Annotated in this window: 12 protein-coding genes; 6 read left to right on the plus strand and 6 right to left on the minus strand. The window is 68.4% G+C overall.

Annotation, left to right across the window (positions count from 1 at the left end; all coding sequences use genetic code 11):
• The first annotated feature begins 7 nt into the window (after positions 1-7).
• The 3 genes from VHC63_17885 to VHC63_17895 are packed head-to-tail and all read left to right on the plus strand — an operon-like array spanning position 8 to position 2,772.
• On the plus strand, positions 8-904 hold the full coding sequence (locus VHC63_17885) for a TIGR03560 family F420-dependent LLM class oxidoreductase (GenBank protein HVV38486.1): 897 nt from the start codon (positions 8-10) through the stop codon (positions 902-904).
• The gene (locus VHC63_17890; GenBank protein HVV38487.1) at positions 905-1,762 is read left to right on the plus strand and encodes a hypothetical protein; all 858 of its coding nucleotides are present in this window, start codon (positions 905-907) and stop codon (positions 1,760-1,762) included.
• The gene (locus tag VHC63_17895) at positions 1,759-2,772 is read left to right on the plus strand and encodes a galactokinase family protein (GenBank protein HVV38488.1); all 1,014 of its coding nucleotides are present in this window, start codon (positions 1,759-1,761) and stop codon (positions 2,770-2,772) included. Before VHC63_17890 ends, VHC63_17895 begins: the two co-directional genes overlap by 4 nt.
• Here the strand turns inward: VHC63_17895 and VHC63_17900 are convergent.
• From VHC63_17900 to VHC63_17910, 3 genes are read right to left on the minus strand one after another with little or no spacing between them, the layout of a single operon-like run.
• Positions 2,769-5,894 carry a hypothetical protein gene (locus VHC63_17900; GenBank protein ID HVV38489.1) on the minus strand — a complete coding sequence of 1,042 codons (3,126 nt, stop codon included), beginning with the start codon at positions 5,892-5,894 and terminating at the stop codon, positions 2,769-2,771. The genes VHC63_17895 and VHC63_17900 overlap by 4 nt on opposite strands.
• A 26-nt stretch (positions 5,895-5,920) precedes the next feature.
• Positions 5,921-6,814 (minus strand): phosphatidylinositol mannoside acyltransferase, encoded by an 894-nt coding sequence (locus VHC63_17905; GenBank protein ID HVV38490.1) that lies wholly within the window; start codon positions 6,812-6,814, stop codon positions 5,921-5,923.
• Positions 6,815-6,826: 12 nt separating this feature from the next.
• Positions 6,827-7,585 (minus strand): CDP-alcohol phosphatidyltransferase family protein, encoded by a 759-nt coding sequence (locus VHC63_17910; GenBank protein HVV38491.1) that lies wholly within the window; start codon positions 7,583-7,585, stop codon positions 6,827-6,829.
• 65 nt (positions 7,586-7,650) lie between these two features.
• On the opposite strand from VHC63_17910, the gene fusA reads away from it, so the two are divergent.
• The 3 genes from fusA (at position 7,651) to VHC63_17925 (ending at position 13,784) form a co-directional block, all read left to right on the plus strand.
• Entirely contained in the window at positions 7,651-9,729 is a 2,079-nt protein-coding gene (gene fusA, locus VHC63_17915; protein HVV38492.1) for an elongation factor G, read from the plus strand.
• Between the two features lie 87 nt (positions 9,730-9,816).
• Positions 9,817-11,007 carry an FIST N-terminal domain-containing protein gene (locus VHC63_17920; protein ID HVV38493.1) on the plus strand — a complete coding sequence of 397 codons (1,191 nt, stop codon included), beginning with the start codon at positions 9,817-9,819 and terminating at the stop codon, positions 11,005-11,007.
• Between the two features lie 2 nt (positions 11,008-11,009).
• Positions 11,010-13,784: a response regulator gene (locus VHC63_17925; protein HVV38494.1), complete on the plus strand. Its 2,775-nt coding sequence runs from the start codon at positions 11,010-11,012 to the stop codon at positions 13,782-13,784.
• On the opposite strand, the gene VHC63_17930 is transcribed toward VHC63_17925, so the two are convergent.
• From VHC63_17930 to thrS, 3 genes are read right to left on the minus strand one after another with little or no spacing between them, the layout of a single operon-like run.
• Positions 13,781-14,275, minus strand: a complete 495-nt coding sequence (locus VHC63_17930; protein HVV38495.1) for a hypothetical protein — start codon at positions 14,273-14,275, stop codon at positions 13,781-13,783. The two genes, VHC63_17925 and VHC63_17930, sit on opposite strands and share 4 nt — an antisense overlap.
• Complete coding sequence (locus VHC63_17935) at positions 14,272-14,775, minus strand: HIT domain-containing protein (GenBank protein HVV38496.1); 504 nt, start codon at positions 14,773-14,775, stop codon at positions 14,272-14,274. Before VHC63_17935 ends, VHC63_17930 begins: the two co-directional genes overlap by 4 nt.
• Before the next feature lie 2 nt (positions 14,776-14,777).
• On the minus strand, positions 14,778-16,724 hold the full coding sequence (gene thrS / locus VHC63_17940) for a threonine--tRNA ligase (GenBank protein HVV38497.1): 1,947 nt from the start codon (positions 16,722-16,724) through the stop codon (positions 14,778-14,780).
• Positions 16,725-16,756: the final 32 nt, after the last annotated feature.

Raw genomic sequence — 16,756 nt, forward strand, 5'->3', positions numbered from 1 at the left:
TGCGGGCGTGACGATCTATGGGGTGCACACCGGGCTGCAGCACACGTCGATGGACGAGTTGCGTGACTTGTGGCACCGCATCGAGGCCGCCGGTTACGGCTGGATCTCGGTGTGGGACCACTTCTACGCCGCCGATCTCACCGGCGATCCGACGTGCCTCGAGGCAGTGGCCGCGCACGCCGCGCTGGCGTCCGAGACGTCACGTGTCACCGTCGGCTGCCTCGTGTACTGCGCGGGCTACCGCCACCCGGCCGTGCTGGCCAAGTCGATCACGACGATCGATCACATCTCGAATGGCCGTGCCGCGATGGGCCTCGGCGCCGGCTGGAGCCAGGTCGAATACGACGCCTACGGCATGGAGTTTCCGTCGGCCGGGGTGCGTCTCCAGATCCTCGACGAGTCGGCGGCGTGTATCCGCGGACTGCTGCGCGACGACAAGACGACGTTCACGGGCAAGCACTTCACCCTCACCGACGCGCAAAACGTCCCGCGACCCGTCAACCCGCGCCTGCCGTTGTGGATCGGCGGCGGTGGCGAGCGCAAGACGCTGCGCACCGTGGCGCAGTACGCCGACGGGTGGAACGTGCCGTTCATCTCGCCGGAGCAGTTCAAGGCGAAGCGCGCCGTGCTCGCCGAGCACTGCGAGGCGGTCGGACGCGACATCGCCGAAATTCGCTGCGCCATCAACGTCGGCTATTCACAGAGCGAAGAGGACTTCGAAAAGCAGTTCGGGCTGCTGCGCATGGGCGTGCGGCCCGGCGTGCTCATGGGGTCGGACCAGGAAATCATCGACCGCATCGGCGAGTACGTGGAGGCGGGCGCCGAACAGGTGAACATCGCGGTGCGGGCCCCGTGGGATCCCGAAGCCCTCGAACGCTTCGCCCAACTCGTCGGTCTCGCGTAATTGAGCGACGCCGAGCGCGACCCACTGACGGGGCGCGACGTCCGCATCGTCGGCCATCGCCAGGAGCGGCCGAACCTCCCGGTCGGCGGGTGCCCGTTCTGCCCGGGTGGCCTCGAAGCGCCGGCGCCCTACGACACCTACTGGTTCGTGAACCGCTGGCCGCCGCTGCCCAACGATCGCGCCGAGGTCTTGCTGTACACGCCGGACCACACCGCGTCGATGGCGTCGTTGTCACCGCCACAAGCACGCGCCGTCGTCGATCTGTGGGCCCACCGCACCATCGAACTCGGCGGGCGCGGGGATGTCGCCTACGTCCTGATTTTCGAGAACCGCGGCGCCGAGGTCGGTGCCACCATCGCCCACCCGCACGGGCAGGTCTACGCCTACGACTTCGTGCCGCCGGCCGCCCAACGCGAACTCGACGTCCACGAGTGCGTGCTGTGCGAACCCGTGCCCGACGGGCTGCTCGTCGACGGTGTCGGCGGCTGGCAGTGCTCCGTACCGGCGCTGGCCACGTGGCCCTATGAGTTGCTACTGGCGCCGCGGGACCACATCGCCGACATCCCCTCGCTCGACGGCGTTAGCCGCGACGCGCTGGCGACGCTGCTGCCCCGCGCCATCGGCGCGCTCGATGCGCATTTCGGGGCGGCAACGCCGTTGATGATGTGGATCCACCAGCGCCCCTACGACGGCGACGCGTGGCTCCAGGCGCACCTACACATTCACGTGGCACCGATCTGGCGCAGCCACGGAGTCGAACGGTTCGTCGCCGCCGCCGAACTCGGAAGCGAAGTCTTCTTCAACCCCATACCCCCGCCAGAGGCTGCTGCGAGCCTGCGCCTGGCCTTGCAGCGATGACGGTCGTCGTCGCGCCGGGACGCGTGAACCTGATCGGCGATCACGTCGACTACGTCGGCGGCCTGGCGCTGCCGTGCGCGATCGAATTGGCCGTCACCGCCACCGTCACGCGCGCCGGCGACGTCGTCGACCTGACATCGGATGCCACCGCAGAGCACGCCCGCTTCGCGCTCGGCGATGCCCGCGTCGCCGCGAACGCGTCGACGTGGGTCCGCCTCGTGCACGCCGTCGTCGGCGCGCTGCACCCGGCGACGGGCGTGACCGGTCGCCTCACCACCACGCTGCCGATCGGCAGCGGCCTGTCCTCGTCGGCGGCGTGCACTATCGCCCTGTGCTTGGCGTTCGGTTTCAACGGCGACGAACGCGCTCTCGTCCTGGCGGCGCAGGCGGCCGAGCAAGAAGCGACTGGCGTCCCGTGCGGCACGCTCGACCAATTGGCGATCGTGCACGGCCGCGCCGGTCACGCGCTCATCGTCGACGCCGCCGCCCTCACGGCTGACCCGGTGCCGGTGCCCTCCGGTGTCGCCATCGCCGTGATTCCGAGCGGCCACCACCGCGAGCTGAGCGATACCCCCTATGCGCAACGACGCGCCGAAGCCGAGGCGGCGGTCGCGGCAATGGGCGGCGTCGCCAACGCCACACTCGCCGATGCCGAAGCTCTGCCCGACGCCCTGTTGCGCCGACGGGCGCGCCACGTCATCACCGAAAACACGCGGGTGCGCGCTATGGCCGACGCCTTCGCGGCGAGCGACGCCCCCGCCGCCGGCGCGTTGATGCTCGAGAGCCACCGCTCGCTGCGGCGCGACGCCGAAGTGTCGACGCACGATCTCGACAGCCTGGTCGACGCGTTGTCGTCGCGCGCCGGCGTCTTCGGCGCCCGCCTGACCGGTGCCGGCTTCGGCGGCAGCGTCGTGGCGCTCGTGGCTGCCGACGCCGCCGCCGCGCTCGCCGAAACTTTCGGTGGTCGGGTTGTCACGCCGTCGGACGGCGCGCGCGTGGTCGCGCCTTAACTCAGCGGGCGCGTCAGGCGGATCGTCACCGCGCTGTTGTGGTCCGGCGACACGATGAGGTCGTCGTCACCGTCGCCGTCGACGTCGGCGCCCGCCATGTTCGTCCCGATGGCGAGGGCGGCGCCTAGGGGCTGGGGCTGCGCCATCACCGCGAACTCCTGCGGCGGATCGACAAGCTGCGCGATCAGGACGTACGACGACGACACCTGCGAGATCGCGAGATCGTCGACGGTGTCGAAGTCGAAGTCGCCGGCGGCCACGCGGTACCCCAGCGGGTCCGAGGAGCCGAACGCCATGAACTCACGCCTGACCGCACCGTTGCCGGCGAACACGCGCACGTGTGGGCCACCACCGGACGCGGGAACGGTCGCGATTTCGTCGAGCACGGGCTTCTCCGGGTCCTCGGCCACGAAGTTGCCGCCGGCGACGGCAACGCCGCCGCCGAAGGCCGGGTCATAGGCCATGAAGCCGGCGAGTTCGGTGAAGGACTTGCCGTCAGCGGCCAGCTTCCACACTCGCACGTGCGGACCGCCGCCGGCGCCCGCGCCGGTAATGATCTCGTCCTTGCCATCGCCGTTCACGTCGGCGGTGGCGACCCACACGCCGCCGCCGAAGGCCGGGTCGTAGGCGAAGAAGCCGTTGTAGGGCTCGGTGACGGACAGGTCGTTGTTGAGGTGGAAGATCCGCACGTGGGGGCCACCACCCGGACCGGCGCCGGTGACGATCTCCTCGCCGTTGGAGGTGTTGCCGTCGATGTTGCCGATGGCAACGTGCACGCCCCCACCGAAGTGCGGGTCGTAGGCCATGAAGCCGTCGCCCAGCTCTTGAATGTTCCCGTTCGCCGGGTTGACGCGGTAGGGCTTCACGTGCGGGCCGCCGCCGGCGTTGGCGCCGGTGATGAACTCGACGCCGTTGCTCGACACGCCGTCGAGGTTGCCGGCGGCGACGAACGCGCCGCCGTTGAAGTTCGGGTACGCCGTAACCCCACCGCCGAAGTAGGGCGACTGCTGGCCCTGCACGACCACGACGCAGGACTGGCACGTGCCCGACTGGTTGTCGGTGTTGGTGACGGTGATGTCGCGTGCGCCGAGGGCCGCCGTGTCCGACGCCGTGACCTTGACGTCAGCGGACGTGTTGCTCTTGCGCGTGACTTGGTCGACGGTGAGCCCGTCGCTGTTCGGGAACGTCACCTTCATGCCCGGCGAGAACGCCGTGCCGGTGAGCGTGATGGTCGTTTGCGCCTTCTGGGGCAGCCCTTCAGGGGTCACGTCGGTGACCGTCGGCGCGGCCTGCGTGACAGTGAACGCGTCGGTCTTCACATCGGTGCCACCGTCGGCGTTGGTCACGCGCACGCTCCAGTGACCCGGGGCGGCGTTGGTGAGGTCGAAGGTGCCCGAGATCGAGGTCGGCGGGCTGACCTGCGCTTCGGTCATAGGAATCGGCGGTTGGCCGGTCTGCTCGAGCGAGGCGGTGGCGCCATCGGCGATGTTCGTTCCCGTGATCGTGACCGTGGCGGGTCCTCCGCCGGTGGCGGCCGTCGGAGCGATCGACGCCACCGTCGGGTTCTTGCCCACGGTGAAGCAGCCGGTGCACGTCTGCGGGGTGCCGCTCTGCGTCACGGTGACGTCGCGGTGCGTCGTCGTATCGGCGTTCGCGGTGACGGTCGCCGTGAAGTGCAGCTTGGCCGGCGAATCGACGACCACGTTGCTCACCGTGACGTCGCTATTGGACGACGCGATGGTGACGCCGGGCGTACCGGTGAATCCGGAGCCGTTCACCACGACGACACCCGTCGAGTTCTGTGGCCGGCCCGGTGGCGTGACGCTGACGACGCGGAAATCGGTGTGGACGGCGAAGGCGGCGGTCTTGGTGGCCGAACCACCACCGTTCGGGTTCGTGACCGTGAGGTCGTAGTTGCCGGCGACGGCCGCGGTGGTCGTCGTCAGGCTGAGCGTGAGCTGGGTCGAGGAGTCGCGCGTGACAGTCGCGCTCACACCCGTCGACGGTGTGAAGCTGACCGTCGGGACGGGACCGGCGAAGTTCGTTCCGGTGACGGTCATCTGGAGGTTGGTGGCGCCTTGCCCCACGATCTGGGGCGACACGGTGCTGATCGACGGCGTTCCGCCGGTGGGCAGGTTGCAGTTGACGCAGATCGCATCGGTGTTGGTCGACGACTGGCCGTCGGCGTTGCGCAGCACCAGCGTCTGAGGACCGTTCGACGGCGACGCCGTCGACGACAGCTTCAACGTTGCCTTGGTCTGGTCGAGCTTGCCGCCAGGGAGTGCGCCGAGGGCGATCGCCGCGCTCTGCGTCACACCCGAACCCGACACCGTCGCCACCATCCCGCGGGCGAAGCCGGCGCCGGTCAGCGAGAACGTGGCGTTGGTCTGGTTGGGGTCGATGCGCGTCGGCGAGATGCTCGCCAGCGTCGGCTTGCTGCCGGTGACCTGCATGCCGGTGGTGATCCCGTCGCCGAAGGACGCGGTGCCGCCGTTGTCCTGCGAGATCGCCACCTTCCACCGGCCCGGGGCGCGCCCGAGCATGTTCACCGTTGCGTTGATCGACGTACCGTCGGCCGCAACGCTGACGGTCGTCGCGAGAATCGAGTCGGTCTCCGCGGCGTTGTAGCCGTATCCCGAACGCGACACGGTGACGGAGACCGGCGCCTTGAAGGCATGGCCGGTGATCGTGAAGGGCGCGGACTCGTTGGTATTCGCGATCGGACCGCTCACCGCGGTGATGTTCGGGCCCACCGTGAGACATTTCTGACACGTCGAGGGCGTGTTGAACAGGCCGCCGGTGACCGTGACGTCACGCGCGCTGTTGGGAGCATCGGCGGTGACGTTGACCGCCATCGTGATCGTTGTCATGTCACCGCTGATCGTCAGCGGCCCTGACTGTGCGATGCCGGTGTCGGGCGAGAAGCTGACCTTCGAGTTCGACGAGAAGTTGTCGCCGTGCAGCGTCAGGGTCTGGTTGTTGATCCCCGGGACGACCCGTGAGGGCGTGACCGAGGTGATCGTGGGTGACAGCAAAGCCGCATCCGCCGGTTGCGACACCAATACGTAGGCCGCGAGCACGCAAAGCACCCCAAGCAGCGCGGCGACACGTCGAAGACTCATGGCCGCAGAGGGTATAGGCCGCGGGGCTAGATGTCGGGCCAGTTGGCCTGCAAAACGTGCCATTGCTCGGGCGCGACCCGGATCAGGTTCTCGAATTCGTCCGTCATCGCCTGCGTGATGCGCTGGACGTCGTCGCGGAGGCTCCCCGTACGGCTCACGTCGAGCGGTGGGCGGACGACCCCGCGGTGCATCCCGTCGTCCTCGAAGTAGACGGCACACGGCAAGATCGCGGCCCCGGTTCGGAGCGCGAGCGTGGCCGGGCCGGCCGGAATCGTGGTCGGGTACCCGAAGAACTGCACTTCGGTGCCCGTGCCGGCGATGTCGCGATCGCACACGAGTCCGACGAGTCCGTTGGTGCGCAAGCGGCGCAGGATGGCGGCGCCCGCAGCCTCACCGAGTTCGACGACCTCGAGACCGAAGCCCTCGCGCAACGTCTTGAAGAACGCGAAGAGTTCGGGCGGTTCGAGCGACTCGGCGACCACCGTCGCGTCGTAGCCCGACGCGGCAAACCACGCGCCGCCCCAATCGAAACCGCCAATGTGCGGCATCGTAAGCATCGCGCCCTTCCCCGCTTGCAGGGCGCGCTCCACGTGGACGAGTCCTTCCCACTCCATACCGGCGTCGAGTTCGGCGCGACTCAATGTCGAGATGCGAAACGCCTCAGCCCAGTAGCGGCCGTAGACGGCGAAGCAGCGCTGCGCGGCGTCCTCGATCGCCTCTTCGCTCGCGCCCGGACCGAGCACGCGCCGCATGTGGGCGCGCACTACGTCGCTGCGCGAACCCAGGCGACTCGACGCAGCGCGCATGACACCCGCCGCGAGGCGATCGGCGATGGGTGCCGGGATGACGCGCGCCAACGTGTCGACGCTGCGGTAGCCGTAGAGCGGCGCGAGCCGTCGCCATTCCGCCAGACGAGTCACCGCGGCGCGCCGCTACGAACGCGGTGTGACGCGCCGGCGGCGCTCGACGCGCTCGCGTCGCGCACCCGTGCGCAAACGACCTTCGGTCGCGAGTTGCTCGCGCCACGCCCGCCAGCGCTCGGCGCGTTCAGCCCACGTGACGCGATCGACACGGGGCTGGCGCGAACGGCGCGACGGACGCGAGGACGCCGGCTTCGACGCCTGGCGCCATACCTTGACGAAGCGGTGCACGGCGGTGAAGGCGGTCAGCACCGTGAGCACCCACAGCACCGGGATCAGCACGACAGGAAAGACGAGGGCGGCGATGATCGCAATCGTGCGTTCGGCGCGCTCCATCAACCCGCCCTTGGCGGTGTAACCGAGCGACTCGGCGCGCGCACGCTCGTAGGACACGAGCGTTGCCATCGCCATCGCCGCCATCGGCAGCATGGCGGCGCGCCCACCGTCGCGGCCGGCGAGGAAAAACGCGATGCCGCCGAGGATCGCCATGTCGGTGACGCGATCGGACACCGAATCGAAAAACGCGCCGCGGGGCGACGCGGTGCCGTTGGCCTTGGCTACCGCACCGTCGAGCAGGTCCGGCAGCGCGGCGGCGGTGAAGAGCACTGCGCCGAGGAACAGGTGGCCCGAGCCCACCGCCACGGTTGCGGCCGCGGCAAAGCACAACCCGGTCGCGGTGAGATGGTCAGCACTGATGCCGGAACGGCCGACCGCTCGCCCGACGGGAATGGTGATCCGCTCAAGTTCGCTGCGGAAGCGGCCGTCGAACATCTGCGGACAGCGTACCAGCGGAGGTTCTATTGTCCGATCTCTCAGCCATACGCAGGAGGAACGCCTTGAAAACGTTCACGTCGGCCCAGATTCGCAACGTCGCCCTCGTCGGGCACGGTGGCGTCGGAAAGACAACGCTGGCTGAGGCGCTGTTGGCGGACGCCGGCGTCATCAACCGGATCGGGCGCGTCGAGGACGGCACCACGGTCACCGACACCGAGCCCGAGGAGATCAAACGGCACCTGTCCGTGTCCACGGCGCTCGCCGCGTTCGAGAGCCATGGGTGCAAGCTGAACCTGCTCGACTGCCCGGGCTACGCCGACTTCTTCGCCGAGGTCCAGGCCGGCCTGGCGATGGCCGACCTCGCCGTCATCGTCGTGAGCGCGGTCGAGGGCATCGAGGTCCAGACCGAGATCGCCTGGGAGGCCGCCGCCGCTCTTGGCCTGCCCCGCATGATCTTCATCAACAAGCTCGACCGCGAGCGCGCCAGCTTCGACCGCACGCTCGATCAGTTGCGCGAGACCTTCGGGGCCGGCGTGGCGCCCCTCGAACTGCCCGTCGGCGAAGAAGGTGACTTCCGCGGTGTGATCGACCTCCTCTCCGACAAGGCCTACATCTACGGCGACGACGGTGTCGGCCGCGAGCAGGACGTGCCGCCGGAACTCGCCAACACCGAACACGTCGTGCATGACGCGCTCGTCGAGGGCATCGTCGTCGCCGACGACGCACTGATGGAGCGCTACCTCGAAGGCGATATCCCGTCGTTCGGAGAGTTGGAGAAGACGCTGGCGCACGGCGTGGCCGACGCCACCGTGTTTCCGGTGGTGTGCGGGTCGGCGACGCGTCGCATCGGCGTCGACCGTCTCGCCCAGTTCCTCACCGAGATCGCACCGTCGCCGGTGCAGCGCCCGCCGATGAAGGTCGTCGCGGGTGACGACGAGACCGAGATCTCCTGCGATCCGAACGGTGACCCACTGGCCATCGTGGGCAAGACGATTGCCGACCCCTTCGTCGGCCGCGTTTCGTTGCTGAAGGTGTACAGCGGCACGCTCAAACCCGACGCGGTGTTGACCAACAGCCGCACCCGCGCCGACGAGAAGCTGCACGGCCTCTTCACGCTGCGGGGCAAGGAGCACGAACCCGTGAGCGACGTGCCCGCGGGCGACGTCGTCGCCGTCGCCAAGCTGAGCGACAGCGCAACCGGCGACACATTGGCGCCCAAGGGCACGCCGGTGCGCGCCCGCACCCCCGAGCCCGCTCCGCCGGCGCTGTGGGTGGCGATCAAGCCGAAGTCGCAGGGCGACGAAGACAAGCTGATGACGTCGTTGCACCGCTTGCAGGAAGAGGACCCCACGCTGATCGTCGAGCGCAACGAGGAGACGCATCAGACGTTGCTCGGCGGCGCGGGCGAAACGCACCTCGCCGTGATCAGCGAACGACTCACCCGCAAGTTCGGCGTGGAAGTGACCACCGAAGACGTCGCCGTCCCGTATCGGGAGACGATCACCAAGTCGGCGACGGCGGAGGGCAAGCACAAGAAGCAGAGCGGTGGCCACGGCCAGTTCGGTGTCTGCACGATCACCATCGCGCCGCTCGAGCGCGGGGAAGGCTTCAAGTTCGTCGACCGCATCGTCGGCGGCGCCATCCCCCGCCAATTCATTCCCGCTGTCGAGAAGGGCGTCCAGGAGGCGATGGCACAGGGAGGCCCCAACGGCCACCCCGTCGTCGACATCGAAGTGACGCTGACCGACGGCAAGTACCACACCGTCGACAGCTCGGAGATGAGCTTTAAGATGGCGGGAGCGCTCGCGCTGCGCGAAGCGATGGCCAACGCCGGGGTCGTCGTGCTCGAACCGCTGTCGTGTCTCCGGGTCACCGCCCCGACGGGCTACCAGGGCGACATCATGGGCGACTTGAACGCCCGCCGCGGCCGCGTTCAGGAGACCGATCAGTCCGCTGATGGCCACAAAGTCACGATTACGGCGCTCGTCCCCACTGCGGAGTTGCGGCGCTACGCCATCGATTTGCGTTCTCTCACCGGCGGACGCGGCACCTTCACCGTCGAGCACGATCATTACGACGTCGCGCCGCCCAACGTCGCGGCCGCGGCCGCCAAACCGGCGCCGCAGCACGCCGCACACTGACTAGTCATCAACGCCCCCCATCAAAACGTTGACTAGGCCCTCTGCCGGACCCTCATTTGGCGCAATTGGCCTGCCGATGAGTACGCCGTGGACCGCAAGAGCAATGGCGCGGCGCGCGGGCGATGGCTCGCGTGCGGGCACTCGGTCGAAACCGATGCATTCGTCGCGGGCGCGGCGGCGACGCGCCTCGCCGTGCAGGACCGTAACGACGCCCATCTCCTGATCGTCTTCTGCTCCGACGCCTACGACCTCGAACAACTCGCCAAGGGGATCGCGTCGGAAGCCCAGGACATCCCGATGATCGGCTGCTCGACCGCCGGCGAGATCGCCACATCGGGCCCCCACGACGCCAGCGTGGTCGTGACGGCGCTCGGCGGCGACGGTTTTTCCGTCGTGACGGGCGTGGCGCGGGACACATCGTCTCGCCTACGCGCCGCCGGCGGTGATGCCGTGCGCGCCTGCGTCGCCAACCTCGACGAGCGTGAGCACGCCGTGGTGCTGTTGTTGACGGATGGGCTCGGTGGCGACCAGATGGAGGTCATCCGCGGCGCGTACGACGTGGTCGGGGCGCAGATCCCCCTCGTCGGTGGCTGCGCCGGCGACGACCTCAAAATGGACGCGACCTACCAGCTGTACAACGGCGAGGTCCTGCGCGACGCGGTCGTCGCGGCCGCGATCTCCTCGGACGCACCGATCGGCATCGGGGTGCAACACGGGTGGCGTCCCGTCGGTGACGCGATGCTCGTGTCGAGCAGCACCGGCGTGCGCGTCGACCAACTCGACGACCAGCCGGCGCTCGACGTGTATCTCCGGCGGCTCAACGCTCCCGACGAGGTACGCGATGACCCTGAAGCGTTTACGCGCTTCGCCATGACGCACCCGCTCGGCATCACGCGACGCAGCGGAGCGGAAGTGCGCTACGTCGCCGAAGCGGACTTCGAAACGCGTTCGCTCGTGTGCATCGCCGGCGTCCCCCAAGGCGGGCTCGCCTGGATCATGGAAGGCGACGAAGACTCGGTGCTCGAGGCAACCGACGGCGCATGTAGCGAGGCACTTGCGGGCCTCGGGGGCCAGCCGCCGCTCGGCCTCGTCGCCTTCGACTGCATTGCCCGGCGCGGCGTGCTGGGTGAAGCCGGCATCGGCCGTGAGATCAACCGCATCGCGACATTTGCCGACGGAGCTCCCGTCGCCGGCTTCTACACCTACGGCGAAATCGCCCGTACGACGGGCCGCCAGGGTTTTCACAACCAGACGCTCGTCGTACTCGCGCTGGGATAAGGATGCTCACCCCCGAAGGCCGATCGGTGCAGCAGCTCGCTGAGGTTCTCGCGTCGCTGGGCGCGTCGTCGACCGCGCAAGCGGCGCGGCAAGCCGGCCTCGAGCGCATCGCCGAGGGCTTCGAGTGCGAAGTCGCGCTCCTCGCGGAGGAGGGCGCGGCCGTCGCGGCGTTCGGCTTCCGCGCCGACCAGCCCGTTCCCGGCGAGTTCGTCGCCCTGACGGCGGCCGAGAGCGGCGACGTCGACATCGTCGGTGTCGGCTCGTGCAGCGTGATCGTCGTCGACGTGCCCTTTGGCACCGAGAGCCGACTGCTCCTCGCCCGATCCGGGACTGAGGGCTTCAATCTCGAGGAGAGGAGTCTGCTGCGCAGCCTGGCGCGCGTGCTGGCGACCGTGCTCGAGGCGCTGCGCCTGCGCGACGCCGCGGCGAGCAACGAACGTCAACTGGCCGAGGCGCAGCGCGTCGCCCGCCTAGGCAGCTTCGAGTGGGACCTCAAGACACTCCACGGCAGCTGGTCCGACGGCCTGTACCGCCTGTTCGGCTACGAGAACGAAGCGGACCGACCAGAGCCCGAACTCGGCCTCTTCTTCTCCTTCCTCCACGCTGACGACCAGCGCCGTGTGCGCGACCGCGTGCGGCACGCGCTCGCCGGCCAGCCCGTCGAAGACATCGAGTACCGCCTCGTGCGCATCGACGGCGGCATCGTGTGGGTGCGCGCCAGTTCTGAGGTCGTGCGCGACGAGTCCGGCCAGCCGCTGCTCTTCCGCGGCACCGTGCTCGACATCAACAAGGCCAAGGCGGTCGACGAAACGCTGCGTTCCACGACCGCCCGTCTCCAACTGTTCGAAGCGATGGCGACGGCGGCCAACGAAGCGTCCGAGATCAACGACGTGCTCGACCTCGCCATCGAACAGATCTGCACCTACACGGGGTGGGCACGCGGGCAGGCGTTCGTGCTCGACAGTTTCAGCCCCGAGCAACCCGAGGGCCTCGTGGGGTTGGCGGTGAAGCGCAAGGAGTCGGTGTGGGCCGACAATGCCTTTGCCTTCCCGGTGCGCATCGGCAACGACGTCAGCTGCGTGCTCACGTTCAGTGCCGACGCTCCCATCGACCCGAGTGAAGAAGTTCTCGAGGCAATTGCCCACGTGGCCACGCAGCTCGGCCGCGTCGCCGAACGTGAGCGCTCCAACGCCGAGTTGGCGGCCGCGCGCGACGCGGCGATGGAGTCGTCGCGCATGAAGTCGGAGTTCCTCGCGACGATGAGCCATGAGATCCGCACGCCGATGAACGGCGTGATCGGCCTCACGGGCCTGTTGCTGAGTACGGACCTCGACGAACGGCAGCTGCAGTACGCGGAGGGCGTCGAGTCCGCCGGCGAAGCACTGCTGGCGATCATCAACGACATCCTCGACTTCTCCAAGATCGAAGCGGGCAAGCTCGAACTCGACGAGTGCGATTTCGACCTCGTCCAAGTGATGGAAGAAGCCGTCGGGTTGGTGGCGCTGACGGCGCACCGCAAAGGCCTCGAGTTGGTGTGCGCCCCGGAGCTCAACTTGCCGAGCGACGTGCGCGGCGACCCCGCGCATTTGCGTCAAGTTCTGCTCAACCTGACGTCGAACGCCGCCAAGTTCACGTCCCACGGTGAAGTCGTCGTGCGGGCGTCGCTGGACGCCGAACTCGACTCGTCCGTGATCGTGCGTTTCGACATCACCGACACCGGGATCGGCATCGCCGAGGACGTGCGCTCGAAGTTGTTCTTGCCGTTTTCGCAGGCGGACCCGTCGACGACCCGAAAGTACGGTGGCACCGGACTCGGGCTCGCCATCTGTCGGCGGTTGGTCGACGCCATGGGCGGCGAGATTGGCGTCGAGAGCACTCTCGGTCACGGGTCGGACTTCTGGTTCACGGTTCCGCTGCGACGCCAGGCGCGCCGCAATGGTCCGCCGTTGACCCTCGCACGTGACCTCAAGGTGCTCGTCGCCGACCCAAGCCGGACGGCGCGCGACACCCTGTGCGCCCGACTCTCGTCGTGGGGTGTCGAGTGCGAGACCGCGGCCGACGGCGCAACGACGCTGGAGATCCTGCGAGCAGCCGCCGCCAACGACGCGGGCTTCGATCTGCTGTTCGCCGACGAGTCACTCCAGAACGCCGAAGGCGCGCCCCTCGCCGACGCCATCGACGTCGACCGCACCCTGACCGGCTTGCGGGTGGTGATCCTCACCCGCGATGCACTTGGCACCCGCGCCGCATCGGCCACCGATCGCGTTGCCATGACACTGAATAAGCCGGTGCGCGTCGGCCAATTGCGCGAAGCGCTGGTATCGCCGACGGCCGTGCGACCAACGCCGCCGAAGACGACGCCCCTGGCGAGCCGCACCGAGTCGAAGGGTCACGTGCTCGTCGTCGAGGACAACGCCACCAACCAGCTCGTCGCCGTGGGCATCCTGCGCTTCCTCGGGTACCGCGCCGACGTCGCCGCCAACGGTTTCGAGGCGCTCGAAGCCATGGAGCGCACCGTCTACGACGCCGTCCTGATGGACTGCCAGATGCCCGAGATGGACGGCTACACGACGACCGAAGTCATCCGCAAGAACGAGGGCTCGACGCGCCACACGCCCGTCATCGCCATGACGGCCGGGGCGACCGAGATCGACCGCGAGCGGTGCCTCGCCGCCGGCATGGACGACTACCTGGCCAAGCCGGTCAAGACGGAGCACATCGACGCGGCGCTCCGGAAGTGGGCGCTCCCCCGCGAGTCCGCCGTCGCGGTCCGCTAGGAGTTCGACCAGATCTTGGGGTCTTCGGGGTTGTCCTCGACGTAATCGCCGAGGACGGCAGCGCTGCGGCCGTCGATGAGGACCATGCCCCGTTTACGCGGTGGGTTCTCCGCCGAATACAGCAGAATGCGCCACGTCGGGCGGGCCAGGAGTCCTTGGAACCCGAGTTGCGCCGACGCGTGACCGATCGGAAAGCCGACCTGCTTGGACGCGATGGCCAACGCGTCGGTTTCCCGGATCGACAAGCCCGTGCCGGCGACGAGGTGGTACAGCCCGATCACGCCCGCTCCTATGGCGAAGAACGCCAGACCCTTGTTGACGAGCACGCCGTCGGTGCCCTGCGTCGCCACGATCGCGCCGGCGACGGCGGCGACGGCGAGCCACAGCACGCCGACGAAGCGGCGACGACCGGGATCAGGAAACGTCGTGACGCCGACGTACTTGTCGAGGTCGAGATCGGCCGGCAGCTCGTCGTGGGTTGCGTCGCTCACGCCGGCCACGCCTCCAGGATCTTGTCGTAGGTGGTCGCCAGGTCTTCGGGGATGACCCGCGTCTCGAACAGTGACGTCATGAAGTTCGTGTCGCCGCCCCAGCGCGGCAGCGCGTGAAAGTGGAGGTGACCCGGCACGCCGGCGCCGGCGGCGCGCCCGAGATTGGCACCGACGTTCATTCCGTCGGGCGCGTAGGCCTTGGTGAGCGCCTGGGTGGTCTCGACGACCAAGGCGAAGAACTCCACGCGCTCGGCGTCGTCGAGTTCGTCGAGTCCCGCGACGTGGCGCAACGGCATCACGAGCACGTGACCCGAACCGTAGGGGTACAGGTTGAGTACCACCACGCAGCGCTCACCACGATGCACGACGAGTCGTTCGCGGTCAGTGGCGTCGGCGGCGAACAGCGCGCAGAACACGCAGTCACCTTCCACCGGCTCGACTTGCGCCACGCCGCTCACGTACGTATTGCGCCAACCGGCGAAGATGCGATCGAGACTCATACCTAGGCGTGCGTGTCTACTTCGCGGTGCAGCCGCGCGACGAACTCGTCGATCGCCACGTCACGCTCCGGGCGCTCTGACCCGCGGGCGTTGACGCCGACGGTGCCCGCCGCGGCGTCGTCGGCGCCGACCACCAGCACGTAGGGCAGCTTCTGCAACTTCGCCTTACGGATGCGCGCTCCGAGCGGCTCGTCGGCCGCGTGCAGCTCGACGCGGAACCCGGCGGCCCGCAGCTGGTCGTAGACGGTGCCGGCGTAGTCGACGTGGTCCTGGCCGACGGGCAAGACCGCCACCTGCACCGGCGCCAGCCAAGCCGGGAACGCGCCGGCGTAGTGCTCGACGAGCACGCCGAAGAACCGCTCGACGGAACCGAACAGGGCGCGGTGGATCATCACCGGCGTCTGGCGGGACCCGTCGGGGGCGTCGTAGGTGAGCTCGAAGCGCACCGGCGTGTTGAAGTCGAGCTGGATCGTCGACATCTGCCAGGTGCGGCCGATGGCGTCGCGGGCCTGCACCGAGATCTTCGGGCCGTAGAAGGCGCCGCCGCCTTCGTCCATCACCAACTCGAGGCCCTCGCCGAGGGCAACCGTGCGCAGCACGTCGATCGCCTCGTCCCACTGCTCGTCGGTGCCCGCTGCCTTCCCTTCGGGCTTGGTCGACAGCTCGAGGTAGAAGTCGTCGAGGCCGTAATCGCGCAACAGGTCGAGCACGAACTGGAGGAGCGACTTGAGCTCGTCGCGCATCTGCTCGCGCGTGCAGTAGATGTGCGAGTCGTCCTGGGTGAAGCCGCGGGCGCGGGTAAGGCCCTGCACCACGCCGGACTTCTCGTAGCGGTACACCGTGCCGAACTCGAAGAGCCGCAGCGGCAGCTCGCGGTACGAACGCCCGCGCGACCGGAAGATCAGGCAGTGCATGGGGCAGTTCATCGGCTTGGCGTAGTAGGTGGCGCCGTCCATCTCCATCGGCGGGAACATGCCTTCGGCGAACCACTGCAAGTGGCCCGAGGTCTCGAACAAACCGGCCTTGGTGAGGTGCGGCGTGTAGACGAACTCGTAGCCCGCCTCTTCGTGGCGCTTCCGTGAGTAGTCCTCCATGATGCGGCGCACGGTGCCGCCCTTGGGGTGGAACACCGCCAACCCGCTGCCAATCTCGTTGGGGAACGAGAAGAGGTCGAGCTCGTGGCCCAACTTGCGGTGGTCGCGTTTCTCGGCCTCTTCGAGGCGGTGGAGGTGTTCCTCGAGCGCCTTCTTCGACTCCCACGCGGTGCCGTAGATGCGCTGGAGCTGCTGGTTGTGCTCGTCCCCGCGCCAGTACGCGCCGGCGACGCGCATCAGCTTGAAGTGGCCGAGCTTGCCGGTCGACGGAACGTGCGGGCCGCGGCACAAGTCCACGAAGTCGTCGCTGTTGCGATACGCGGTGACGACACCGTTGCCCGCACCCTCGGCGGCGTCGACGCCCTGGATGATCTCGCACTTGTACGGCTGGTCCTTGAACAGCGCCAGGCCTTCGTCGACAGAGTGCACCTCGCGCACGAACGGCTGGTCAGCCTTCACGATCTCGCGCATACGGTCTTCGATGCGCGTCAGGTCTTCTTCGGAGAAGTGCGCGCCGCCGGGCAACTCGAAGTCGTAATAGAAGCCGTCCTGGATCGGCGGACCGATAGCGAACTTGGCCCCGGGCCACAGCTGCGTGACGGCCTGGGCCAACACGTGCGCGGTCGAGTGCCGCAGCACGTGGCGGCCCTCGTCGGTGCCGGCGGTGATGATCTCGACGGTGGCGCCGTCTTCGAGCGGAACGCTCAGGTCGACTTCGTTGCCGTTGACCTTGGCGGCGACCGCGTCGGCCGCCAGCTTCTTGCCGATCGAACTGGCCAGATCAGACGTCGTCGTCCCGTTCTCCAGGGTCCGGGTGGAACCGTCTGGGAGCGAGATGGTGATCTGGTCGGGCATCGCCCAAGATTAGGGAACGCGTCGCGACGCCA

This window comes from Acidimicrobiales bacterium, from assembly GCA_035546775.1.
Taxonomy (GTDB): domain Bacteria; phylum Actinomycetota; class Acidimicrobiia; order Acidimicrobiales; family JACCXE01; genus JACCXE01.

What these genes read in the sequence shown, in the direction of transcription:
- VHC63_17895 (HVV38488.1), top strand. Translation starts at nt 1,759, where the DNA reads ATGACGGTCGTCGTCGCGCCGGGACGCGTGAACCTGATCGGCGATCAC.
- VHC63_17900 (HVV38489.1), bottom strand. Translation starts at nt 5,894, where the DNA reads ATGAGTCTTCGACGTGTCGCCGCGCTGCTTGGGGTGCTTTGCGTGCTC.
- VHC63_17910 (HVV38491.1), bottom strand. Translation starts at nt 7,585, where the DNA reads ATGTTCGACGGCCGCTTCCGCAGCGAACTTGAGCGGATCACCATTCCC.
- VHC63_17925 (HVV38494.1), top strand. Translation starts at nt 11,010, where the DNA reads ATGCTCACCCCCGAAGGCCGATCGGTGCAGCAGCTCGCTGAGGTTCTC.
- VHC63_17935 (HVV38496.1), bottom strand. Translation starts at nt 14,775, where the DNA reads ATGAGTCTCGATCGCATCTTCGCCGGTTGGCGCAATACGTACGTGAGC.
- thrS (HVV38497.1), bottom strand. Translation starts at nt 16,724, where the DNA reads ATGCCCGACCAGATCACCATCTCGCTCCCAGACGGTTCCACCCGGACC.